Source organism: Jiangella rhizosphaerae, from assembly GCF_003579925.1.
In the GTDB taxonomy this organism is placed as follows: Bacteria; Actinomycetota; Actinomycetes; order Jiangellales; family Jiangellaceae; genus Jiangella; species Jiangella rhizosphaerae.
In genome coordinates this window covers 14,089-36,748 of record NZ_QUAL01000024.1, presented here as the reverse complement: position 1 = coordinate 36,748, position 22,660 = coordinate 14,089, and the positions used below count along the sequence as shown (strand labels likewise).

The following is a 22,660-nucleotide window of genomic DNA, read 5'->3' as shown; positions in this document are numbered from 1 at the left end:
CGCCGCGCCGCCGGTCATGCCGCCGCCCGCCGGCGGTGGCTACGGCCCGCCGCCGAGCCCGGCCGGCCCGCCGTCGAACCCGTCGTACCCGGCGCCCTACTACGAGACCTCCCACGGGACGGCCCACGGCACGGCGCACGGCACCAGCCAGTACGACACCCAGGCGTACGACCCGCTCACCGACTCCGCGGTGAACGAGCTCGACCCGGTGCTGCGTGCGCTCGACCCCTCCTACGTCCAGCCGGCCGCGCCGGCGGCTCCACAGCAGCCGGAGCAGTACCAGCGGGCACCCGAGCCGTCGGTCGACGACTCCTCGCTCGCGCCGTCCAGCACGCCGTCCACCGGCCTGCACCACATCGAGATCTGGGTCCGCGACCTCGACGCCGCCACCCGCTCGTTCGGCTGGCTGTTCGAGCGGCTCGGCTGGACCCTCTTCCAGGCCTGGGAGAACGGCCGGTCCTGGCAGGCGCCCGGAGGCGGCCCGTACGTCGTCATCGAGTGCTCGCCGGACCTCAGCTGGGTCGCCTACGACCGCAAGGCGCCGGGCCTCAACCACCTGGCGCTGGCGGTGCCCGAGCAGTGGATGGTCGACCGCATCGTGTCCGAGGCGCCGGCGTACGGCTGGCACCTCATGTTCGCCGACCGCCACCCGCACGCCGGCGGCCCGCACCATTACGCGGCCTACATGGAGAACGACGACGGCTACGAGGTCGAGGTCGTCGCCCCGTAGGCCGGCCGCCGGTCGGGCTGGATCATCACTCGTCAGTGGGCCACCTCACTCGCGTGAGAACCGGATGCCCAGCGATCGGAGCCGCCATGCGGTACCCCGGCGGGTGACGTGCTCCCGACACGAGCAGAGGTCTCGCTTCGATGCCGTTCGTGCACGCCATCGAGCCTTGGCACGCTGCGGCGCTCCTCGAATCGGGGCGAATCGGGCGCACTGGCTCGCTCCCAGCGTGCCAAGGGCGTCACCGTCGCGGAAGGCGTCTCAACGTCCGAGGTAGGCGCCGCCGTTGACGTGCAGGACCTGCCCCGTCACGTGCCCGGCGGCGGGTGAGGCCAGGTAGTGCACGGCCGCCGCGACGTCGTCGACGGTGCCCGCGCGGCCGGTCATGGTCTCGGCGATGTTCTTGCGCCGCCGCTCGTCGGTGAGCCGGCCCTGGAAGAACTCGGTGCCCGCGGTCAGTCCCGGCGCGACCACGTTCGTGGTGATGCCGCGCGGGCCGAGGTCGGCCGCGAGCGACGCCGTCCACGACTCGACGGCGCCCTTGGCCGCTCCGTAGCTGCCGCCGCCTCGGCGCGCCGCGATCGAGCTGATGCTGACGATGCGGCCGCCTTCGGGCATCCGGGGCAGCAGGGCCGTCGTCACGAGCACCGCCGTCAGCACGTTGGCGTCGAAGTTCTCCCGCCACGCCGCGGCGACGGCGGCGAGGTCGCCCGGCTCCGGTGCGGGCCGGCCGAAGGCCGTGTTGCCTCCGGCCGCGTTGACCAGCACGTCCACGGTCGCCGGGAGCCGGTCCAGCGCCTCGGCGACGGCGGCCGGATCGGAGGCGTCGAAGTCGACCGCGCTGCTCTTCGGGCCGAGGTCGGCGACTGTCTCGTCCAGCTTCGAACGGCGCCGCCCGGTCACCACGACGGTGTCGCCGGCGGCCGCGAAGCCCGCGGCCACGGCCCGGCCGATGCCGGTGCCGCCGCCGGTGACCACGATCGTGCGTGCGCTCATCGCAAACTCCTTTAGTGCTAAAGTATCTGCCGATGACACCATACCCCGAAGAGGCCGACGACGGTCCCGACCGCATCCAGGCGGCCTGGCGGCGCGAGCTGCCCGGCGTCCCGGCGGGGTCGATCGGCGTCATCACCCGCATCTGGCGGGTCGGCCAGCTGCTCGCCGACGACCGCCGCCGGACGCTCGAGCGGCTCGGCATCGACAATCCGACGCTCGACCTGCTCAGCACGCTGCGCCGCAGCGGGCCGCCGTACCGGCTGACGCCCGGGCAGATCGCCGCGCGCAGCTTCGTCACCGCGGGCGCGGTCTCGCAGCGGATCGCCCGCGCCGAGGCGGCCGGGCTGGTCAGGCGCGAGCGGTCGGCGGCGGACGGGCGTTCGGCCGTCGTCGTCCTCACCGACGAGGGGCGGGCGCTGAACGAGCGGGTCGTCGCCGCGCTGCTCGAGCACGAGGAGACCCTCCTCGACGGCCTCGACGACGCACAGCGCGCGGCGCTGGCGGAACTGCTCAAGACGCTGCTGGGAGACCTCACCCGGCGGTTCGGCGCGGAGGACCGTCCGCCGCGCGAGGGGGGAGACCAGCTACCGTAGCCCCCTATGAAGGTGCTGATCTCGGCGGACATGGAAGGGGCGACCGGCGTCACCTGGCCCGCGGACGTCGAGCCCGGGACGGAGCAGTGGCAGCGCTGCCGGGCGATGTTCACCTCCGACGTCAACGGCGCCATCGCCGGGCTCTTCGACGGCGGTGCCGACGAGGTGCTGGTCAACGAGGCGCACGCGACCATGCGCAACCTGCTGCTGGAGCAGCTGGACGAGCGGGCGACCATGATCACCGGCCGGCACAAGGCGCTGACCATGGTCGAGGGCATCCAGAGCGGCGACGTCGACGGCGTCGTCTTCCTCGGCTACCACGCGGGCGCCGGCGCCGAGGGCGTCCTGGCGCACACCTACCTGCCCAACTCGATCACCGGGGTCTGGGTCGACGGCGACCCCGCCAGCGAGGGCCGGCTCAACGCGCTGGTCGCGGCCGAGTACGGCACGCCGGTGGTGCTGGTCACCGGCGACGACCGCGCTTGCGCCGACGCCGCCACGTACGCGCCGCTGGCCCGCACCGCCGCCGTCAAGGACTACGTGTCGCGATACGCGGCCCGCTGCCGCCCGCCCGCGCGCACGTTCGAGGACATCCGCGCCGAGGCGAAGGCGGCCGCCGCGCTCGCCGTCCGGCACGAGCCGGCCACCGGCCGCGGGCCGTTCACCGTCGAGATCGAGGTCGACGCCACCCAGCTGGCCGACTTCGCCGGCATGGTCCCGACGGTGGAACGCGTCGCCGGGCGCCGGGTGCGCTACACCGCCGCCACCGCGTACGACCTCATCCGCTGCTTCAAGGCGGTCACCACCCTGATCTCGAACGGCATCGAGAACCACTATGGCTGAGCCCGACGTCCTGACCCTCGCCGCCGACCTCATCCGCATCGACACCACGAACCCCGGCGACGGCACCGGCCGGGAGCGGCCGGCCGCCGAGTACGTCGCCGAGAAGCTGGGCGAGGCCGGCATCGACGCCATGCTCATCGAGTCGGCGCCGAACCGCGCGAACGTCGTCGCCCGCGTCGAGGGCACCGACCCCGGCCGCGACCCGATCCTCGTCCACGGTCACCTCGACGTCGTGCCGGCCGAGGCCGCCGACTGGTCGGTGCACCCGTTCTCCGGCGAGGTCCGCGACGGCATGCTGTGGGGCCGCGGCGCCATCGACATGAAGGGCATGGACGCGATGATGCTCGCCGTCGTGCGGGCCTGGGCGCGTGAGGGCCGCCGGCCGGCTCGCGACGTCGTCCTCGCGTTCACCGCCGACGAGGAGGCCAGCGCCGAGCACGGCTCCACGTGGCTGGTGACCAAGCACGCCGATCTGTTCGAGGGCGTCACCGAGGGGATCAGCGAGTCCGGCGGCTACACCTTCCACGCCGGCGGACGGCGCCTGTACCCCGTCGCGGCCGGCGAGCGGGGGACCGCCTGGCTGAAGCTGACGGCGAAGGGCCGGGCCGGGCACGGGTCGCGGGTCAACCACGACAACGCGGTGGCGGCGCTGGCCGGGGCGGTGCACCGGCTGGCCGAGTACCGGTGGCCCGTGCGACTGACGCCGACGGTGCGCGCGTCGCTGGAGGCGATCGGTGCGGCGCTGGGCGTGCCCGTCGACCTCGACGACGTCGACGGCACGGTGGCGCGGTTCGGCGCGGCGCGCGAGCTGGTCGCTGCCGTCCTGCGCAACAGCACGAATCCCACCATGCTGAGCGCCGGCTACAAGGTGAACGTCATCCCGGAGACGGCGACGGCGTACGTCGACGGCCGCGTCGTCCCCGACGCCCGCGACGAGTTCGAGGCGACCATCGCGTCGCTGATCGGGCCCGCGGTCACGTGGGAGTACGAGCACGCCGAGGTCGCGCTGTCCGCCGACCCCGCGTCGCCGACGTTCGCCGCGATGGCCGACGCGCTGCGGGCCGAGGACCCCGACGCGCACGTCGTCCCCGTCTGCATGGCCGGGGGCACCGACGCCAAGCAGTTCTCCCGGCTCGGCATCACCGGTTACGGCTTCTCGCCGCTGCGGCTGCCGCCGGACCTGGACTACTCGGCGCTGTTCCACGGCGTCGACGAGCGGGTGCCCGTCGACGCGCTGGAGTTCGGCGTCCGTGTGCTGGACCGCTTCCTGACCACCTGACCTCGTCTTCTGCTGGGAGAGCCCTGTGCCCGAGACCGCACCGTACGGCAGCTGGCCGTCGCCGGTGTCCGCCGAGATCGTCGCCGAGAACGACGGCCGTCCCGGCTGGGTCAGCCATGCCGGCGGCGCCCTGTGGTGGGTGCGCCCGCAGCCGGCGGAGGGCGGCCGGGTCGCGCTGCTGCGGCTGCCCGACGGCGCCGCCGAGCCGGAGGTCGTGCTGCCGGCGCCCTGGAACGTCCGCACCCGGGTGCACGAGTACGGCGGGCTGGCGTACGTGGTGGCGCCCGACGGCGCCGTCGTGTTCGCCGAGTACTCCGACCAGCGGTTGTACCGGTTCGTCCCGGGCTCCGGCGACGAGCCGGCGCCGCTGACGCCGTCGCCGTCGATCCCGTCGGGGCTGCGGTACGCCGAGCCGGTGCTGGCGCCGTCGGGCACCGAGATCTGGTGCGTCCGCGAGGAGCACACCGGCCCCGCGCCGACGGACCTGCGGCGCGCGCTCGTGGCCGTGCCGCTGGACGGCTCCGGCGACGTGCGGGTGCTTGTCGAGGACACCCACTTCCTGGCCTGCCCGCGGCCCTCGCCGGACGGGCGGCGGCTGGCGTGGATCGGCTGGGAGCACCCGAACATGCCGTGGGACGGGACGCGGCTGCGGGTGGCGGCGGTGCTGCCCGACGGCTCGGTGGGCGAGCCCGTCACCGTCGCCGGCGGGCCGTCGGAGTCGATCGCGCAGGCCGAGTGGGAGGCGCCGGATGCCCTGCTGATCGCGACCGATCGGACCGGCTGGTGGAACCTGCACCGGGTGCGGCTGACGGAGGACGGCGGCACCGAGCCGGAGGTGCTGTGCGAGCGGGCCGAGGAGTTCGCCGGGCCGCTGTGGCAGGTGGGACTGCGCTGGTTCGTGCCGATCGGCGAGGGCGAGGTCGCCGTGATCCGCGGCCGGGCGGAGGCGCGGCTGAACCTGCTGGACACCACGACCGGCCTGCTCTACGACCTGCTCGAGGACGAGCACACCGAGTGGGCGCCGACGCTGGCGGTGTCCGGGCGGACGGTGTACGGGGTCGCGGCGTCGCCGGTGCGGCCGTTCGAGGTGGTCGAGGCGTCGGTCGGTGCGGTGTCGGCGGTGGTGCCGTCGGTGCTGTCCGTGCCGGTGACGTCGCTGCCGCTGCCGCAGGCGCGGACCTTCGCCGGGCCGGGCGGGCGCGACGTCCACGCCATCGTGTACCCGCCCTCGGGGCTGCGCTTCGGTGGCGTCGGCGGTGAGAAGCCGCCGTTCATCGTGTTCGCGCACGGCGGGCCGACCGGCCGGGTGCCGATCGTGCACGATCTCGAGGTCGCGTTCTTCACCAGCCGCGGCCTCGGCGTCGTCGAGGTCAACTACGGCGGCTCCACCGGGTTCGGCCGCGAGTACCGCGAGCGGCTGCGCGAGACCTGGGGCATCGTCGACGTCGAGGACTGTGTCGCCGCGGCGAAGGCGCTGGTCGACGAGGGCATCGCCGACGGCGCGCGGCTGGCGATCCGCGGGGGTTCGGCCGGCGGCTGGACGGCGGCGGCGGCCCTGGCGTTCACGGACGTGTTCGCCTGCGCGACGATCATGTACCCCGTGCTGGACCTGGTGGCGTTCCGCACCGGCGAGACGCACGACTTCGAGTCGCAGTACCTCGAGGGCCTGGTCGGGCCGTGGCCCGAGACGGAGGAGCGGTACCGCGAGCGGTCGCCGATCAACGTCCCCGAGAAGTTCACCGTCCCGTTCCTGCTGCTGCAGGGGCTGGAGGACGAGGTCTGCCCGCCCGGCCCGACGGCGCGGTTCGCCGAGCGCGTGGCCGAGTTCGGGGTCGAGCACGAGTACGTCACCTTCGAGGGCGAGCAGCACGGCTTCCGCCGGAAGGAGACCATCGTGACGGCGCTGGAGAAGGAGCTGGCGCTGTACGCGAAGGTCTTCGGCTTCACGGCGGCGTCGTGACGGCGGCGCTGCGGCGGCCGCGCCGGCTCGTTCCCGGCGACCGCGTCGCCGTCGTCGCACCGTCCGGCCCGGTGCCCAAGGACCGGCTCGACGCCGGGTGCGAGGTGCTGCGCTCCTGGGGGCTGGACGTCGTCGTCATGCCGCACGTCCTGGACGTCCACCCGTCGTTCGACTACCTCGCCGGGTCCGACGCCGACCGTGCGCGCGACCTGCAGGACGCGTGGTGCGACCCGTCGGTGGCGGCGGTCCTGTGCGCCCGCGGCGGGTACGGGGTGCAGCGGGTGTCGTCGCTGATCGACTGGGAGGCGATGGCGGCCGTGGAGCCCAAGGTGTTCGTCGGCTACAGCGACATCACCGCGCTGCACTCGGCGTTCGCCCGGCTGCTCGGCGTGGCGACCGTGCACGGCCCCATGGTGGGGACGGAGGCGTTCGTGACGTCGTCGTCGACGGCGTCGGCGTTGCGATCGATGCTGTTCGAGCCGTCGTCGCGTGCGGCGCGGGTGTTGGGGGCGTCGTCGGCGCGGGCGTTGGTGCCGGGCGTAGCCTCCGGCGTGACGGTGGGCGGCTGCCTGGCGCTGCTGGCCGCCGAGATCGGCACTCCGACGGGGTGGCCGTCGGCGGCCGGGTGCATCGTGCTGCTGGAGGACGTGGGGGAGAAGGCCTACCGGCTGGACGGGTTCGTGACGCATCTACTGCGGGCCGGCTGGTTCGACGGCGTCGCCGGCATCGCACTGGGATCGTGGCACGACTGCGAGCCGGTGGAGGAGCTGATGCTGGACCGGCTGGGTCCGCTGGGCGTGCCGATCGTGACGGAGCTCGGCTTCGGCCACGGCCCCTCGACCATCACCATCCCCCTCGGCGTGCCCGCGACCCTGGATGCCGACGCGGGGACGTTGACGCTGGACGCACCCGCGCTGACGTAGCACATATGTAGCACGAGTGCTATAGTTGTGCTATGACCGAGGTGATCGGGCAGCGCGAGCTGCGCAATGACAACGCGGAGATCATCCGCCGCGTCGAGGCCGGTGAGTCCTTCGTCGTCACAAGGCGTGGGGTGCCGGTGGCCGACCTGATCCCGCACCAGGCGGGAGCACCTGACAGTCGCCGGCCGACCCTCGGCGAGCTGCAGGAGGAGTTCCGCCGGCTGCCGCCGATCGACGCCGCGAGGTGGCGGGCCGAGCGTCGCGCCGACGACGAGATCTTCGGCCCCGACGACCCGCTGGAGGATCCGTGGGAGCGGGCCAAGCGCCGGTGACCGCCATCTCCAGCGTCCTGCTCGACACCTCGGTAGTGATCGACATGGGTTCGATCGACCTCGGGGCCTACGCCTCCGCCCCTGGCGCGCTGAGCACCGTCACCATCGCCGAACTGTCCTACGGCCTCGATGTCGACGACCCGGTCGAGCGGCTGGCCCGGTCGAGGCGGTTGGAGCGGGCGCTGACCGCGTTTGAGATCCTGCCCTTCGACGTCGACGCGGCCCGACTCTATGGGACGCTGGCGGCGGTCGTGCGGCGCAATGGGCGCAACCCGCGCCCACGGCGGATGGACCTGCAGATCGCCGCGACCGCCGCGGCGCACCACCTGCCGCTGCTGACCCGCAACCCCGCCGACTTCGCCGACGTCGTCCGGGTCGTCGAGGTGATCGAAATCTGAGGTCGTCGCGGGCCGCGGCCGCTATCGTCACGTGCTGTGAGCGCGTTGCTGTGGGGGCTGCTGGCCAGTTCGTCGCTGGTCATCGGCGCGCTGGTCGTCATGGCGCGGCCGCTGCCGCAGCGGCTGGTCGCGCTGGTCATGGCGTTCGGCGCCGGCGTGCTGATCAGCGCCGTCGCCTACGATCTCGTCGAGGACGCGTTCGACGAGAGCAACGGCTGGGTGCTGCTCGCCGGCCTCACCGCGGGCGCCGTCGCGTTCTACGCCGGTGACCTGCTGATCGACCGTCTCGGCGGCGCCGACCGCAAGCGCTCCACCGGCGCGCAGGCCGGCGGCACGGGTGCGGCGATCGCGTTCGGCACGGTGCTGGACGGCATCCCGGAGTCGGTGGTGCTCGGGACGACACTCGCGGCCGGGTCCGGGGTGAGCGTGGCGATGCTGGCCGCGGTATTCCTGTCCAACCTGCCCGAGGCGATGTCGGCCACCGCGGGGTTGCTGAGGTCCGGCACGTCGCGACGGTCCATCCTGACGCTGTGGGCCGGCACGACGGTGGTGGCGGGCGTCGCCTCCTGGGCCGGCTGGTACTTCGTCGGCGAGGCCGGCGGCGGCACGGTCGCCCTGGTCCAGGCGTTCGCGGCGGGCGCGCTGCTCACCATGCTCACCGACACGATGGTCCCGGAGGCCTACGAGTTCGGTGGCCCCTCCACCGGGCTGGTGACGGTGCTCGGCTTCAGCGTGGCGTTCGGTTTGAGCACGCTCGCCTGAGTCCGGTCCGGGAGCGTCCCGTGATCATCAAGGATCGACCCCATCGGAGCGTGGTCGATCCTTGATGATCACGGGACGGGGTACCGGCTCACTCGTCGCGCGGCTCCCGGTCGGCGAGGATCTTGTCGATGCCGGCGGCCTGCTCGTCGTGGCCGGTGTCGAGGTAGCTCTGCTTGGCGTCGAGCAGGTCGGCGCGCGCCTCTGCGGCGTACTCGCCTTCCACGGGTCCGAACCGGCGGCCGGCGGCGGTCAGCTCGGCGAGCCGCTTGCGGAATCCCGGCGGCTCCGGCCGCGAGTACTCCACCTCCGCGCCCGGCTCGTAGTACGCCGCCAGATCCTCGATGGTCACGCCGCGTGCGTCGAGCCAGGCCTTCGTCACCGGACGGACACGCTCGGGATGCCGGTACGGAATGCCCTCCATGTACGTCGTCATCCGGTACCGGCCCCACCGTTCGCGGGGGACGGGGTACGGATCGCCCGGTGGTGGCTCGGCCCCGAACACGTCGAACCAGAGGTCGCGGAGGATCTCGTCAGTCGTCCACTGTGTCTCCGACGGGAACGGTCCGACGGACGAGTCGCGAATGTGCGCGGCCAACTCGTCACGAAATGCACGGATGTCGTTGAAGTTGCTCGCCAACCATTCCGGGACGTTCTCGCACGCCTCCACATAGACATCACGCAACTCGCCTCCGCCGTCGCTGAACTCCTGCCGCCACTCGCGGAAGTTCTCGCTGATCTGCATCACAGCTCCGTATAGGTCATCTGGTGCTCGGGGTCGTCCATGAAGTAGCTCGTCACCAGGCGCCACGATTGGTGGGGCCGGTTCACCAATATGATCAGGCTCCCTGGATGCCGTCCGAGAGTCACGGTGTCATAGTCGCGTACTGCTGGCGGGTCGCCCCACCCGTCCATGGACCCCTCACGAGCCCGTTTCCACATGCGCTGGCCTGAATCCGTGTCGGTGCCAGGCGCACGTGCCGTGTAGACGTCCTCCGGAGTGATGCCAGTGTCGGCGGGTGGCAGGAAGATCTTGATGCGTGATCTGCCCTTCGCCTTGGCGTCCAGATATCGGTCCAAGTCGGCCTGGGTGCGCCCGGCGGCCGTGAGAAGTGCGATCAGTGGTTTTGCGACCGCTGCTGCTGAGGTGTAATGACCACCCGTGGTGCCGACCTGGTGCTGCTCACCGTCCCAGCGCTGCGACGACACGGTTCCGTCAGCCTGGAGCTGCCAGAGGTCGACCCCCGCGGGATCGAGGCGCCACTGGACACGAGCAACCTGATCCTCCCGCCGCAGATGATGGCCGTGGCGCTGGACGGCGTGCGACGACCTCCCGAACAGCAGCGTCCGAGCCAGTGCCTGCAGTTTCGGCGGGAACTGGGCGACCACTTGGTTGATCGCCCGCCTCTGGGCCGCTGCGTCCGGCAGGTGCTGCTGCACGACCGCGGCGTCATGGGCCGTGGTCTCCATGCTCTCCGGCGGCGCCGGTGGCTGGATCGAGATGACCCTCGGCACCTCGCCGTCGGCGGGGCGGAGGAGCGCGCCGATCTCGTCGGCGTACTCGCCGAGCACGTGCGCGACCTCGGCGAACGCGTCCTCGCGGGCGGCGGTCATCCGGGTGCCGGCCAGCCGGATCTCGTGCGCGGTCTCCAGGAGTTCCTGCTGGCCGTCCGCTCGCGCGGCCGCCACGCGGCGAGCCGCCTTCTCGACGTCGCCCGCGGCGCCTTCGACGATGCCGCGCACCCGGGCGTCGAGTTGGTCGGCGGAGTCGGGCAGGGCAGCGCTCGCGGCGCGCAGCGTCTGCGCGGCGTGCCGCACGCCGTCGCCGTCGCCGTCCGGGGGAGTGGTCACGGAGCCGCCCTGCATCGTGCCGGTCTACCGCGACCCACGCTAATGGATGGGTGAGCGTCTGGTGTCGCTATGACGACAGCAGACGCTCACCCATCGAGCAGGAGGCGGTCAGCGCGGCCGGCCGTGCAGCAGCGGGTTGCCGACCTCGAGGTGACGGAGCACCTCGTTGACGCCGTTCTCGCCCGAGGCGCCGGCCAGGCCGAAGTCGCGCGCCTCGATGACGACGCGGTCGGCGTAGACGTCGATGGTGAGGCCGCGGTTGACGTCGCGGGTGACGACCTCGCCGATGCCGGCCGTGTTCTCGCCGCGGGCGTCCCACTCGACGTGCATGGCGCCGGTGTTGATCGCGAGGAAGCCGTCGGGGTGACCGCCCGGCACGCGCCGGCGGACGGCCCAGTCGCCGAGCTCGAACGGGTAGTGGGTGTGACCGGACAGGAAGATCGCGTTGGGGTGGTCGCCGAGCATGGCGGTGAGCTCGGCGTTGCGCTCGTGGTGCTCGTGGTACCACGGGATCCACGACGCCGAGACGGTGTCGCCGAGCGGGAAGTGGGTCATGACGATGACCTGCTTCTTGCGCGCGGTCCAGTAGTCCAGCCGCTCGTCGAGCCAGGCGACCTGCTCGTCGGACATGCCGACCTCGGGCGGGCGGGGGAACTCCTGCCCGATCACCAGCACCGGCACCTCCCCGCCACCGCCGGACAGGACGTACTCGCCGTACACGCGATCGCGCCCGGCGAAGTCGAGGAACCGGTCGCGCAGCGTCTCCCACGACTCGGCGGCATAGCTCTCGTGGTTGCCGATCGCCGCCACCAGCTGCGACGGCATGATCCCCGCCGCCTCCGCGCCGTCCACCACGTCGTGGATCTGCTGCCACTCCGCAGCCGTCCCGGTCGGGACGATGTCGCCGGCGATCAGCAGGCCGGCGGCGTCGGGCCGGACGGCGTCGAGGTCGCGCAGGCCGTGGGCGAAGTCGCGTGGGTGACCCTGGATGTCGCTGACCACCCAGAGCGACGTCGCGTCCTCCAGCGACGGCGTCGGCGTGGCGGTGGTGCGCACCGCCACGCTGTCGATCGCCCAGTACCAGGAGTTCCGCGGCGCGTCGAGACGCCACCGGAAGACGGCCTGCCGCGCGCCGTCGGGAACGGTGAAGCGCAGCACCTCGGTGCTGTTGGCGAGCTCGCCGTCGTAGTCGTTCGTCGTATTGGTGGAGTCGTAGCGCAGCAGCGTCGTCTCCTCGCCGCTGCCGTCGAACTCGACGGTGACCGTGGCGGACTGGCCGGTCCACGGCCGCAGGTGCGAGTCGAAGGTGAGCTCCAGCTCGTCGAACCCGAACACCCGCACCGGCCGCGACGCCAGCGTGGTGTCGAACCGGTCGGCGGCGCCTGCGGCGTCGTCGTATTCGTCGGAGTCGGCGACGGCGATGACGTCGTCCGCACGGGCGAACCGGAACCGCATCTGGTCCTCGGCCGCGGTCCAGTACTCGCGGGTGGTGAACGACCAGCCGCGCCAGTCGTCGACGCCGCCGGCCCGCATCTCCGGGGCGACCTCGACGGTCCAGCCTCGCGGCGGCTCGTGCGTGTAGCCGTCGCCGGCGACCGCGCCGGACAGGCCGTTGAAGCTCTCGCGCCACAGGGTCTGCTGGCCCAGGCGCGACTCCTCGGCCACCGCCGTCGTCTCCATGACCGCCAGCGGGGCGGCCACCGCGGCGCTCATCAAGGCCGCCGTCACAGCTGCGCGTCTGCGCGCTCGGATCGTCATGGCGCGGACGGTAGGAGGCGCAGGTGACGACGGGCCCGGAATCGGGCGAAGCGGAGATGACGAGCTGTCGTCATGCCCGGGAAGCAAACTTGCCCGTTAAGAAGATTTGCGCGATACGCAAGAAGTCAGTTAGTGTCAGATTGCGGACGAGGCAGGCTGGTAGTCGCAGTCTCACATCGGGGTGGGCCGCGGCGCACGTCACTCTCAGGCTGCTCACAGGTTCGCCGTGGTGTTCTGACGACGCTCTTCTCACACGCTTGGAGTCTTCGTGGCGACATTCCTCTACCGGCTGGGCCGGTTCTCCTACCGGCGCCGCGGGGTGGTGCTGGCCATCTGGCTCGGCCTCGTCGCGCTCTTCGGGGTGGGTGCCTCGACCCTGTCCGGGCCCACGTCCGACACGTTCTCCATCCCCGGCACCGAGTCCCAGGAGGCGTTCGACCTCCTCGAGGAGCGGTTCCCGGGCGGCAACACCGACGGCGCGACGGCGCGCGTGGTCTTCGCCGCCCCCGAGGGCGAGACGCTGACCGACCCGGAGAACCAGGCCGCGGTCGAGGACGTCCTCGCCGAACTGACGACGGCCCCGCAGGTCGCCGAGGTGCCCGACCCGTTCCAGGCCGGCACGGTGTCCGAGGACGGCACCATCGCGTTCTCCCAGGTCACCTACGCCGTCCCGTTCTTCGACCTCACCGACGAGGCACGCGAGGCGCTCACCGCGGCGGCCGACACCGGCCGTGACGCCGGCCTGACGGTCGAGCTCGGCGGCGAGGCGGCCATGAGCGAGGAGGAGCCGGCCGGCACCGAACTGGTCGGCATCGGCGTCGCCGCCGTCGTGCTGATCATCACGTTCGGCTCGCTGATCGCCGCCGGTCTGCCGCTGATCACCGCCATCCTCGGCATCGTCATCGGCATGTCCGCCATCACCGCGGCCAGCGGCTTCATGGACATCGGGTCCAGCACGCCGACGCTGGCGCTGATGATCGGCCTGGCCGTCGGCATCGACTACGCGCTGTTCATCGTCTCGCGGTTCCGGCACGAGCTGGCGATCGGCCGCGACGGCGAGGAGGCCGCCGGCCGCGCCGTCGGCACCGCGGGGTCCGCGGTCGTGTTCGCCGGCCTCACCGTCATGATCGCCCTGGCCGGCCTGTTCGTCGTCAACATCCCGATGCTGACGGAGATGGGCCTCGCCGCCGCGCTCACCGTGGGCGTCGCCGTCGTCATCGCGCTCAGCCTGCTGCCGGCGCTGCTCGGCTTCGCCAAGCACCGGGTCCTGGGCGGGCGCATCCCCGGCCTGCGCCGCATCCGCGAGCACACCGACGACGAGGGCCGGCGCACCCTGGGCCGACGCTGGGCCGAGCTGGTGACGCGTCGTCCCATCCCGGTGCTCGCCATCGCGGTCGCCGGCATGCTCGCGCTCGCCGCGCCGCTGCTCGACCTGCGGCTCGGCCTGCCCGACGAAGGCAGCTCGCCGCCCGACAGCACGCAGCGCAAGGCCTACGACCTCACCGTCGAGGGCTTCGGCGCCGGCTTCAACGGCCCGCTCACGGTCGTGGTCGACGGCGTGGACAGCCCCGACCCGCGGGCCGCCGCCGACGCCGTCGCCGGCTCCCTCCAGGAGCTGGACGGGGTCGTCACCGTCACGCCGCCCCTGCTCAACCAGGCCGAGGACACCGCCATCATCAACGTGGTGCCCGAGTACGGCCCGGGCAGCGCGGAGACCGAGGATCTGGTGGCCGACATCCGCGACCAGGTCGGCGCCGTCGGCAGCGAGGCCGGGGCGAACGTCTCGGTCACCGGCAGCACGGCCATCAACATCGACTTCTCCGAGCGGATGACCGAGGCGCTGCTGCCGTACCTGGCGCTCGTGGTCGGGCTCTCGTTCGTGCTGCTGATGCTGGTGTTCCGGTCGCTGCTGGTGCCGCTGAAGGCGGCGCTGGGCTTCCTGCTCACCATGGGTGCGACGTTCGGCGCGATCGTCGCGGTGTTCCAGTGGGGCTGGTTCAACGGCCTGCTGGGCATCGAGCAGACCGGCCCGATCATCAGCATGCTGCCGATCTTCCTCATCGGCGTGGTGTTCGGCCTGGCCATGGACTACCAGGTGTTCCTGGTGACGCGGATGCGCGAAGAGCACGTCCACGGCGCGTCGCCGAAGGAGTCGGTCGTCACCGGCTTCCAGCACGGCGCACGGGTGGTCAGCGCGGCCGCCATGATCATGATCAGCGTGTTCGCCGCCTTCATCTTCGGCGGCGAGGACGTCATCATGCAGGTCGGCCTCGCGCTGGCGGCGGCGGTCGCGTTCGACGCGTTCGTCGTCCGCATGACGATCGTCCCGGCGGTCATGACGCTGCTGGGCAGCCGGGCCTGGTTCCTGCCGCGCTGGCTGGACCGCCTGCTCCCGAACGTCGACGTCGAGGGCGAGAAGCTGGCCCGCCAGCTCCGGGACCAGCCGGCGCCGGAACGGGAGCCGGAGCCGGCCCAGCGCTAGACCCCCCGGTGAAAGAGGACGGGCGGCCGGACGGAGAGGTCCCGGCCGCCCGTCCGGGCGTTTGCTCTGACGGTTCCGACGTGGGCGCGTTCCGCGTGGGGTTGGGCCCGTCCCCTGCGGCGTGGGCTCCGTCCCCCCGTTGCGTGTGCCCCGTCCCCCTGCTGCCCGATTGTCTTGGCCGCGGGCGCGCGCCTCAAGTCCGCGGCCTCTGGCTGTTCGCTGCTGGCTNCTGCCCGATTGTCTTGGCCGCGGGCGCGCGCCTCAAGTCCGCGGCCTCTGGCTGTTCGCTGCTGGCTGTGGGGTGGGGGCCTTGGACTTGACCCGCGCGCCCGCGGCTAAGAACGGGCAGCTATCAGGGGGACGGGGGAAGAGCGGCGACGGCTACCGGGGCGTTGGCCCCGTTACTGTGTGGCGTTGGTGTCGTTGAGCGTCCACCTGGTGAGATTTCGCCGCCATTCGGGGGCCTTCACGAGGATTACCCCAGCTTCACCAGGGCTGTAGGGGTGTTGATGCTCAGGCAATCCTCGTGATGTAGACGATCCTGGATGATCACCGCTGTCCACGGCGCGACAAACGGTGCGAAACGGGCACACCAACGCCGAGGCGTGCCCACATCCTCCTCGTGCCCCTGATAGCTGCCCGTTCTTGGCCGCGGAACCGCGGGTCAAGTCCAAGCGCCCCGACCACAGCGAAGCCCGACCACCAGGCGCGCGGACTTGAGGCGCGGTTGCGCGGCAAGAGAATCGGGCAGCAGGGGGACGGGGGGGTGGACCCCGGCGCACGAAGCTCCCAGTCAACCCAGGTCCGTCCGCAAGTTTGCTTACCCAGCAGTTTTGCGGACTCTGCAAGTTTTCGCTAAAGTCGTTGACATGACAGCAGAAGTGGGCCTGCGCGAGCGCAAGAAGGCGGCCACCCGTGCCGCCCTCGCCGCCGCCGCCAACCGGCTCGCCGTCGAGCTGGGGGTCGAGCACGTCACGGTGGAGGCTATCGCCGCGGCCGCCGACGTGTCGCCCCGGACGTTCCACAACTACTTCTCCAGCCGCGAGGAGGCCATCGTCGCCTCCATCATCGACTGGGCGGAGCGGCTCACCGACGAGCTCCAGCGGCGGCCGGCCGACGAGCCCATCTGGGACAGCCTGCAGGCGGTGTTCGTGGAGTCGCTCGACGACAGCCCGGAGGGCCACTCCCGCCTGATCGCGCAGCTCGAGATGGTCATGGCGAACCCTTCCGTCATCGCCAGCCAGCTCTCCGCGCTCGACACCATGCGCCGCCGGTTCGCCGAGGCCATCGCGGCCCGCTCCGGCACCGACGCGAACCGCGACCTCTATCCGCACCTCATCGCCGGCGCCGCCGCCCACGCCGTCAAGACGTCCATGGACCTCTGGGTGCTCGGCCGCACCGACCGCCCGCTGCGTGAGCTGGTCGGCGAGGCGTTCGCGCTGCTCAGGGCCGGACTACCGCAGCCGGATCGGCGGAGGAGCTGACGGTCCGCGCGTAGTGACAGGCCGCCTGGACCGCCGTCCCGCCGGCCAGCACGCCGGGATCCTCGCCGCGGCAGGCGCCGTCCACCCCGGCCGCGGCCGCGGCGCCCGACGCCAGCACCGGGCAGCGCAGGTGGAACCGGCAGCCCGGCGGTATGCGCGTCGGGTCCGGCGGCTCGCCCTGCAGGACGACGGGGGAGCCGGGCGCGTCGGGCAGCACCGACAGCAGCGCCTGCGTGTACGGGTGCTCCGGCGCGGTGAGGATCTTCTCCACCGGCCCGGTCTCGACGATCCGGCCCAGGTACATGACGGCGACCCGGTCGGCGATGTTCCACGCCAGCCCGAGGTCGTGCGTCACCACCAGCGCCGCCAGACCCAGCTCGTCGCGCAGCCGCAGGAGCAGCGCCAGGATCTCGCCGCGCACCGACGCGTCCAGCGACGCCACCGGCTCGTCGGCGACGATCACGTTCGGCTCGAGCACCAGCGCGCCGGCGATCACGACCCGCTGCCGCTGCCCGCCGGACAGCTCGTGCGGGAAGCGCAGGAAGAACCGCTCCGGCGGCCGCAGGCCCGCCCGGGACAGTGCGTCGGCGACCCGCTCGCGCTCGTTCGGGACGTCGCCGTGGATGCGCAGCCCTTCCGCGACGGCGTCGTAGACCGTGTGTCGCGGGTTCAGCGAGCCGCTCGGGTCCTGCAGTACCAGCTGGACGTCGCGGCGGAACCGCTTGAGCGCCTTCGACGAGTAGGCCAGGGGAGTGCCGCGGTGCAGCACCCGGCCCGACGTCGGACGCTCCAGGCCGAGCAAGGTGCGGGCCAGCGTCGTCTTGCCGCAGCCGGACTCGCCGACCAGCGCGACGATCTCGCCCGGCGCGATGTCGAGGTTGACGCCGTCGACGGCGCGAGCGCGGCCGCCGCCGCGGCGGGCCTCGAACTCGACGTGGACGTCCTCGGCGGACAGGATCGGTGCGCTCACGCGGACTCCTTCGCGACCAGCGAGAGACCCTTGTCGGGCAGGACGTGGACGCATGCGGCCCGCGCATCGTCGCCGGCCGGCCACAGCCGCGGATCCAGCTTGTCACAGTGGTCCAGCCGGGCGGGGCAGCGCGGGTGGAACGTGCAGCCGCTGGGCAGATCGGCGGGGTCGGGCGGGTCGCCGGCCAGCCCCTGCGGCCGCCGCCGCGACGCCGGGTCGCCGATCCGGGGAAACGCCGCCGCCAGCGCCCGGCCGTAGGGGTGCCGGGCGTCGCCGAACACGGCGGCCGCCGGGCCCTCCTCGACGATCCGCCCCGCGTACATGACGGCCAGCCGGTCGCAGGTGTCGGCGAGCACTGACAGGTCGTGGCTGATCATCAGCAGGCTGATGCCCTGCTCGGCGACCAGCGACTCGATCAGCGTCAGGATCTGCGCCTGGATCATCACGTCCAGCGCCGTCGTCGGCTCGTCGGCGACGATCAGCTTCGGGTCGCAGGCCAGCGCCATCGCGATCATCACGCGCTGACGCTGCCCGCCGGACAGCTCGTGCGGGTACGCGTCGGCGCGCCGCGCCGGCAGTCCGACGTGCTCGAGCAGCTCACCGGTCCTCCGCCGGATCTCGGCCTCGGTCGCCTTCGAGTGCAGCCGGATCGGCTCGGCGATCTGGGCGCCGATCCGCTGGACGGCGTTGAGCGAGTGCATGGCGCCCTGGAAGACGATCGACGCGCCGGCCCAGCGGACCGCCCGCAACCGACCCCAGGACATCGTCAGGATGTCCTCACCATCGAACCGGATTTCACCGGTGTAGCGCGCGGTCCTGGGCAGCAGTCGCAGCAGCGCCAGCGCCATCGTCGACTTGCCGCAGCCGGACTCGCCGGCCAGGCCCAGCTTCTGCCCGGCCTCCAGCGCGAAGCTCACGCCGCGGACGGCCGGGACGTCGCCGCCGGCGGTGCGGTAGGTGACCGTCAGGTCGTCGACCTCGAGCAGGCTCATCAGCGGCGCTCCCTCAGCTTCGGGTTCAGCACGCCCTCGATGGCCCGCCCGACCAGCGTGAACGCGAGCACGACCAGCACGATCGCGATGCCCGGCGGCAGGATGTACCACCACATGCGGGAGCTGACGGCGCCGACGTCGCGGGCCGCCTGGATGGTCGCGCCCCACGAGGCCGTCGTCGGGTCGCCGAGCCCCAGGAACGCGAACGTCGACTCCGTCAGGATCGCCGACCCCACCATCAGCGTTGTCTGCGCCAGCACGATCGGCATGACGTTGGGCAGGACGTGGTTGGTCATGACGTGCAGGTGCCCGCCGCCCAGCGCCCTGGCGCGCTCGATGTACGGCCGGGCCTCGACGGCCAGCGTCTGGGCGCGCACCAGCCGTGCCGTCGTCGGCCACGACGTCACGCCGATCGCGACGATGATCGTCGTCAGGCTGCGGCCCAGGACGGCGGCCAGCGCGACGCCCAGGACCAGCGACGGCATGACGAGGAACCAGTCGGTCACCCGCATCAGCAGGCTGGACCCCCAGCCGCCGAAATGCCCGGCGAGGATGCCGAACAGGGTGCCGAACGCGATCGAGATGAACGTCGCCCAGAACCCGACCGTCAGCGAGACCCGCGACCCCCAGATGATCATGTCGACCATCGAGCGGCCGGACCGGTCGGTGCCGAGCGGGAAGTCCGCGCTCGGCCCGTCCAGCGGCGACCCCGGCGGACGGGTGACGCTGAGGGCGTTGTCGGGCGTGATGACCGGCGCCAGGAGCGCCGTCAGCACGAACAGCGCCAGCACGACCAGCCCGAACACGCCGGCCTTGTTCTGCCGGAACTGCGACCAGAAGCGCGCGGCCGTCCGCCGTCGCCGCGCCCACACGAGCCCGTTCACGGCCGCACCCGTGGGTCGAGGACGGGGTAGAGCAGGTCGGCCAGCAGGTTCATGAGGATCACCGCCGCGGAGAACAGGATGAACAGCCCCTGCACGAGCGGCAGGTCCGGCACGCTCAGGCCGGAGTAGAACAGCTGGCCCAGGCCCGGCCAGCTGAAGATCGTCTCGACCAGCACGGCGCCGAACACGACGAAGCCGAGGTTGACGAAGATCAGCGTCACGGTGGGCAGCAGCGCGTTCGGGACGGCGTGCCGGCGCCGCACGATGATGTCGCGCAGCCCCTTCGCCCGGGCGGTGACGATGTAGTCGCTGCCCATCTCGTCCAGCAGCGACGAGCGCATGATCATCAGGTACTGGGCGTACACGACCGCCACCAGGGTGACCAGCGGCAGCACCATGTGATGCGCGACGTCGGGGATGCGTTCCCAGCCCTCGACGCCGGTGCTCTCCATGCCGCTGGTGGGGAACCAGCCGGCGCCGGAGGCGAAGATCACGATGAGGATCAGGCCCAGCCAGAAGCTCGGCACCGACCACAGCGTCAGCGCCACGCCGGTGTTGACGCGGTCGCTCAGGCTGCCGTGGTTCCAGGCGCCGCGCACGCCCAGCCACAACCCGAGCGCCGCCGAGATCACCACGCTGGTGCCGACCAGCAGGACGGTCGGCCACAGCCGCTCGCCGATGAGGTCGGTGACCGGCCGGTTGAACTGGAACGAGTCGCCGAAGTCCAGCCGCAGGACGCCGGTCAGGTAGGACCAGAATTGCTCGGCCAGCGGCTTGTCCAGGCCGAACTCGCGGCGCAGCTGCTCCTGCTGCTCGATGGTCACGGGGCGGCCGTGCGTCATCGTCCGCACCGGGTCGCCCGGGATGATGCGGAACAGGAAGAAGCTGGTCAGGATGACGGCGAACAGCGAGACCAGCGACCCGCCGAGCTTCTCACCGTAGTACCGGAGCCTGCGCCGGACGCCGGACCGGTCCCGCACGCTCTGCGCGAGCTGCGGGACCGGCGCGGTCGGCAGTGCCGAATCAGCCATGCGGCTCCTACTCGCGGTCTTCCGCCGTAGCCGTCCGCCGGCGGAGCAGGAGCAGGACCAGCAGCAGGATCACGACCGCCGCGGCGACGATGCCGACGATCAGCCCGGTGTTCGAGCCGCCGTCGTCGCTTCCGCCGTCGTCACCGGAGCCGGCCGCGGCGTCGTCCTCCTCGCCGACGGGGACCGCGGACCACCAGCTCCAGTACCCGTCCTGGCCCCAGTAGTTGCCGCCCGGGTCCGGCTGCGGCGTCATCTCGGCGATGACGTCGCTGCGGTACGCCTCGAGCTGGTTCGCGTAGCCCCAGACCACGAAGATGTTGTCCTCGTACAGGATCCGCTGCATCTCCTTGACGATCTCGGCCCGGGCGTCGACGTCGAGCTCGGACAGCTGCTCGGCGTAGAGGCGGTCGTACTCCTCGTTGCAGTAGTACGCGTCGGACAGGTACGGCCCGCCGACCTCCGTCGGCAGCCCGCTGCACAGGTTGATCGACAGGACGTAGTTCGGGTCCGGGTTGACGTTCCAGCCGGTCGTGAGGATGTCGTAGGTGCCCTCGTCGAGCAGCGAACCGACCTCGGACACCGGCTCGACCAGCAGCTCCATGCCGGCCTCGCGGGCCCACTCGGCCATCATCTCGGCGGCCTGGATGTACTGCGGGTTGTCGCCGTGCACGTTGAACCGGAACGACAGCGGCCGCCCGTCCGGGCCGACCCGGATGCCGTCGCCGCCGGGCGCGTAGCCGGCCTCGTCGAGCAGCCGGTTGGCCTCGTCGATGTCGAAGCCGATCTCCTCGTCCTCCGACGGCTCCCAGTGGAAGGTGTCGTAGCGCGACGGGATGTAGCCGCCGTTCGCCTCGCCGAGGCCGCCGTACGCGACCTCGTAGATCGCCTCGCGGTCGATGGTGTGCACCAGCGCCTGACGGACGACGGGGTCCTGCAGCGCCGGGTGACCGTCGCCGAACGGGGTGCCGTCCTGGAGGCGGGCACCGGGGTTGAGCGTGATCGCCTGGAACCGCTTGCCCTCGGCGGCGTTGACGGTGATGTTCTCCTCGTTCTGCAGCGTCTCGTACTGCGCCGGCGTCAGGCCGAAGACGAAGTCGACCTCACCGCTGCGCAGCGCCTCGACCTGCGCGTCCGGGTCGTCGATGTAGCGCAGGATCAGCTGGTCGAACTTCGGCGCGCCGCGCCAGTAGTCCGGGTTCGCCTCCAGCGTGATGGAGACGTTCGGCTGGTAGTCGGTGAGAATGAACGGACCGTTCCCGACGATGGGGAACTCCGTGTCGTTGTTGAACGCGCCGAAGTCGTCGACCTGCGACCAGATGTGCTCCGGCAGGATCGGCACGTCCAGCGCGAGCATGGTGACCTGCGGCTCGTTGAGGACGATCTCGACGGTGTACTCGTCGGTCGCGGTGACCGACGCGAAGTTCTCGACGAAGTTGCCGTTCGCCTCGGCAGCCGCCGGGTCGGTCATCATCGTGTTGAAGGTCCAGGCGACGTCCTCGGCCGTGACCGGCTCGCCGTCGGTCCAGGTGACGCCCTCGCGGATGTGGTAGGTCCAGGTGAGCCCGTCCTCGGAGGTGTCCCAGGACTCCGCCAGAGCGGGGATCGTCTCACCGGTCTCGGGGTCGTAGTTGGTGAGGAAGTCGTACATCCACCGGTGCATGTTGGTGGTGATCAGCCGCACCGCGATGAACGGGCTGAGCGAGTCGACCTCCTGCGACACGGCGATCGTCAGCGACGTCGGCTCGGCGTCGTCGGTCGCCGCGTTCGCGGGCAGGCCGGCGGTGGCCAGCCCCGAGACGGCCAGCGCGGCCGCCGCGACACCGGCCGCGAACCGGCCGACTCGGCCGCGGCGGTGCGCCGGGTGCGCTCGGGCGCGGGGAACGGATGTCGCCATGGGGGTACCTCGCATTCGACACGCGGAGTCGCGCCAGTAGACCTATTGGGCGGTTGGTCTACCACTGGGCCAGACTTGCCGTCAATGGTCTGGACCTGTGACGGGAGTGAATGTCCTGCGGCCTTTGCGGGATCGAGACCGAACGGCAGATCTTCCCGTGATGCGGGGAACAATCAGGACATTCGGCTGCGTGGCGCGGAAACGGCTGGAAACGGTCGCGTTCGTCGTTTGTTGAGCGTTGGTCGGTTTCCTCGGCCTCCTGCTGTTCGATTGTCGAGGGCGCGGCGGCGCGCCTCGAGCGGACTGGTGGGCGCTTCGCGCCGGCGATGACCGCTTGACCCGCGCCGCCGCGCCCTCGGGGGAACAGCATCAGGCGGCCGAGGAAGAAGTGGCCCGGGCGTTCGGGTCCGCGGGCTGTTCGCTCTTCGCTGGCCTCTTGCGGTGGGCACCCTCGGGGCGACCGACTCCGCTGATGGTGGCGGGTCCGCTGGCCGCCGTCTGGCC

20 protein-coding genes are annotated in these 22,660 nt (G+C 71.9%); 11 read left to right on the top strand and 9 right to left on the bottom strand.

Translation table 11 applies throughout. The features are described from left to right. Positions 1-730, top strand: a 730-nt coding sequence (locus tag DY240_RS32700; protein WP_233552579.1) for a VOC family protein, incomplete at its 5' end; no start/stop codon positions are given. 258 nt (positions 731-988) lie between these two features. On the opposite strand, the gene DY240_RS03035 is transcribed toward DY240_RS32700, so the two are convergent. Beyond that, the gene (locus DY240_RS03035; RefSeq protein ID WP_119658492.1) at positions 989-1,723 is read right to left on the bottom strand and encodes an SDR family NAD(P)-dependent oxidoreductase; all 735 of its coding nucleotides are present in this window, start codon (positions 1,721-1,723) and stop codon (positions 989-991) included. Positions 1,724-1,755: 32 nt separating this feature from the next. Here DY240_RS03035 and DY240_RS03030 point away from each other — a divergent pair, with 32 nt between their 5' ends. Genes DY240_RS03030 through DY240_RS03000 form a run of 8 tightly spaced genes read left to right on the top strand, consistent with a single transcriptional unit; the run spans position 1,756 to position 8,813 of the window. Further along, positions 1,756-2,316, top strand: a complete 561-nt coding sequence (locus DY240_RS03030) for a MarR family winged helix-turn-helix transcriptional regulator (protein ID WP_119658491.1) — start codon at positions 1,756-1,758, stop codon at positions 2,314-2,316. A gap of 6 nt (positions 2,317-2,322) precedes the next feature. Beyond that, positions 2,323-3,159 (top strand): M55 family metallopeptidase, encoded by an 837-nt coding sequence (locus DY240_RS03025; protein ID WP_119658490.1) that lies wholly within the window; start codon positions 2,323-2,325, stop codon positions 3,157-3,159. Next, complete coding sequence (locus tag DY240_RS03020) at positions 3,152-4,438, top strand: M20/M25/M40 family metallo-hydrolase (RefSeq protein WP_119658489.1); 1,287 nt, start codon at positions 3,152-3,154, stop codon at positions 4,436-4,438. The genes DY240_RS03025 and DY240_RS03020 overlap by 8 nt, the downstream gene beginning before the upstream one ends. A gap of 25 nt (positions 4,439-4,463) precedes the next feature. Further along, positions 4,464-6,398, top strand: coding sequence for a dipeptidyl-peptidase 5 (locus DY240_RS03015; RefSeq protein ID WP_199700710.1), 1,935 nt, complete (start codon positions 4,464-4,466; stop codon positions 6,396-6,398). After that, positions 6,395-7,321: a S66 peptidase family protein gene (locus tag DY240_RS32695; RefSeq protein WP_233552578.1), complete on the top strand. Its 927-nt coding sequence runs from the start codon at positions 6,395-6,397 to the stop codon at positions 7,319-7,321. Before DY240_RS03015 ends, DY240_RS32695 begins: the two co-directional genes overlap by 4 nt. A 32-nt stretch (positions 7,322-7,353) precedes the next feature. Continuing rightward, positions 7,354-7,653: a type II toxin-antitoxin system Phd/YefM family antitoxin gene (locus tag DY240_RS03010; RefSeq protein WP_119658488.1), complete on the top strand. Its 300-nt coding sequence runs from the start codon at positions 7,354-7,356 to the stop codon at positions 7,651-7,653. Then, a complete protein-coding gene (locus tag DY240_RS03005) occupies positions 7,629-8,051 on the top strand; it encodes a PIN domain-containing protein (protein WP_199700709.1) in 423 nt (140 codons plus the stop codon). The genes DY240_RS03010 and DY240_RS03005 overlap by 25 nt, the downstream gene beginning before the upstream one ends. Positions 8,052-8,087: 36 nt before the next feature. Next, positions 8,088-8,813 (top strand): ZIP family metal transporter, encoded by a 726-nt coding sequence (locus DY240_RS03000; protein WP_119658486.1) that lies wholly within the window; start codon positions 8,088-8,090, stop codon positions 8,811-8,813. A gap of 88 nt (positions 8,814-8,901) precedes the next feature. On the opposite strand, the gene DY240_RS02995 is transcribed toward DY240_RS03000, so the two are convergent. The 3 genes from DY240_RS02995 to DY240_RS02985 form a co-directional block, all read right to left on the bottom strand. Next, entirely contained in the window at positions 8,902-9,555 is a 654-nt protein-coding gene (locus DY240_RS02995; RefSeq protein WP_119658485.1) for a hypothetical protein, read from the bottom strand. Further along, positions 9,555-10,661: a hypothetical protein gene (locus DY240_RS02990; RefSeq protein WP_147375180.1), complete on the bottom strand. Its 1,107-nt coding sequence runs from the start codon at positions 10,659-10,661 to the stop codon at positions 9,555-9,557. The genes DY240_RS02995 and DY240_RS02990 overlap by 1 nt, the downstream gene beginning before the upstream one ends. A gap of 108 nt (positions 10,662-10,769) precedes the next feature. Then, a complete protein-coding gene (locus DY240_RS02985) occupies positions 10,770-12,374 on the bottom strand; it encodes a metallophosphoesterase family protein (RefSeq protein WP_199700703.1) in 1,605 nt (534 codons plus the stop codon). Positions 12,375-12,687: 313 nt separating this feature from the next. On the opposite strand from DY240_RS02985, the gene DY240_RS02980 reads away from it, so the two are divergent. Together DY240_RS02980 and DY240_RS02975 are read left to right on the top strand one after the other, a co-directional pair. Beyond that, entirely contained in the window at positions 12,688-14,901 is a 2,214-nt protein-coding gene (locus DY240_RS02980) for an MMPL family transporter (RefSeq protein WP_119658483.1), read from the top strand. Positions 14,902-15,770: 869 nt separating this feature from the next. Continuing rightward, a complete protein-coding gene (locus DY240_RS02975) occupies positions 15,771-16,385 on the top strand; it encodes a TetR/AcrR family transcriptional regulator (RefSeq protein ID WP_119658482.1) in 615 nt (204 codons plus the stop codon). Here the strand turns inward: DY240_RS02975 and DY240_RS02970 are convergent. Genes DY240_RS02970 through DY240_RS02950 form a run of 5 tightly spaced genes read right to left on the bottom strand, consistent with a single transcriptional unit; the run spans position 16,345 to position 22,156 of the window. Then, entirely contained in the window at positions 16,345-17,409 is a 1,065-nt protein-coding gene (locus tag DY240_RS02970; RefSeq protein ID WP_119658481.1) for an ABC transporter ATP-binding protein, read from the bottom strand. The two genes, DY240_RS02975 and DY240_RS02970, sit on opposite strands and share 41 nt — an antisense overlap. Next, complete coding sequence (locus DY240_RS02965; protein WP_119658480.1) at positions 17,352-18,347, bottom strand: ABC transporter ATP-binding protein; 996 nt, start codon at positions 18,345-18,347, stop codon at positions 17,352-17,354. The genes DY240_RS02970 and DY240_RS02965 overlap by 58 nt, the downstream gene beginning before the upstream one ends. Further along, the gene (locus tag DY240_RS02960; protein ID WP_119658479.1) at positions 18,347-19,231 is read right to left on the bottom strand and encodes an ABC transporter permease; all 885 of its coding nucleotides are present in this window, start codon (positions 19,229-19,231) and stop codon (positions 18,347-18,349) included. The genes DY240_RS02965 and DY240_RS02960 overlap by 1 nt, the downstream gene beginning before the upstream one ends. Beyond that, on the bottom strand, positions 19,228-20,262 hold the full coding sequence (locus DY240_RS02955) for an ABC transporter permease (RefSeq protein ID WP_119658478.1): 1,035 nt from the start codon (positions 20,260-20,262) through the stop codon (positions 19,228-19,230). Before DY240_RS02955 ends, DY240_RS02960 begins: the two co-directional genes overlap by 4 nt. Positions 20,263-20,269: 7 nt before the next feature. After that, positions 20,270-22,156 (bottom strand): ABC transporter substrate-binding protein, encoded by a 1,887-nt coding sequence (locus DY240_RS02950; RefSeq protein ID WP_119658477.1) that lies wholly within the window; start codon positions 22,154-22,156, stop codon positions 20,270-20,272. Positions 22,157-22,660 lie beyond the last annotated feature (504 nt).

What these genes read in the sequence shown, in the direction of transcription:
- DY240_RS03035 (WP_119658492.1), bottom strand. Translation starts at nt 1,723, where the DNA reads ATGAGCGCACGCACGATCGTGGTCACCGGCGGCGGCACCGGCATCGGC.
- DY240_RS02975 (WP_119658482.1), top strand. Translation starts at nt 15,771, where the DNA reads ATGACAGCAGAAGTGGGCCTGCGCGAGCGCAAGAAGGCGGCCACCCGT.
- DY240_RS03030 (WP_119658491.1), top strand. Translation starts at nt 1,756, where the DNA reads ATGACACCATACCCCGAAGAGGCCGACGACGGTCCCGACCGCATCCAG.
- DY240_RS02955 (WP_119658478.1), bottom strand. Translation starts at nt 20,262, where the DNA reads ATGGCTGATTCGGCACTGCCGACCGCGCCGGTCCCGCAGCTCGCGCAG.
- DY240_RS03020 (WP_119658489.1), top strand. Translation starts at nt 3,152, where the DNA reads ATGGCTGAGCCCGACGTCCTGACCCTCGCCGCCGACCTCATCCGCATC.
- DY240_RS02985 (WP_199700703.1), bottom strand. Translation starts at nt 12,374, where the DNA reads ATGAGCGCCGCGGTGGCCGCCCCGCTGGCGGTCATGGAGACGACGGCG.
- DY240_RS03025 (WP_119658490.1), top strand. Translation starts at nt 2,323, where the DNA reads ATGAAGGTGCTGATCTCGGCGGACATGGAAGGGGCGACCGGCGTCACC.
- DY240_RS02970 (WP_119658481.1), bottom strand. Translation starts at nt 17,409, where the DNA reads ATGCGTCCACGTCCTGCCCGACAAGGGTCTCTCGCTGGTCGCGAAGGA.
- DY240_RS02950 (WP_119658477.1), bottom strand. Translation starts at nt 22,156, where the DNA reads ATGGCGACATCCGTTCCCCGCGCCCGAGCGCACCCGGCGCACCGCCGC.
- DY240_RS03010 (WP_119658488.1), top strand. Translation starts at nt 7,354, where the DNA reads ATGACCGAGGTGATCGGGCAGCGCGAGCTGCGCAATGACAACGCGGAG.
- DY240_RS02965 (WP_119658480.1), bottom strand. Translation starts at nt 18,347, where the DNA reads ATGAGCCTGCTCGAGGTCGACGACCTGACGGTCACCTACCGCACCGCC.
- DY240_RS02995 (WP_119658485.1), bottom strand. Translation starts at nt 9,555, where the DNA reads ATGCAGATCAGCGAGAACTTCCGCGAGTGGCGGCAGGAGTTCAGCGAC.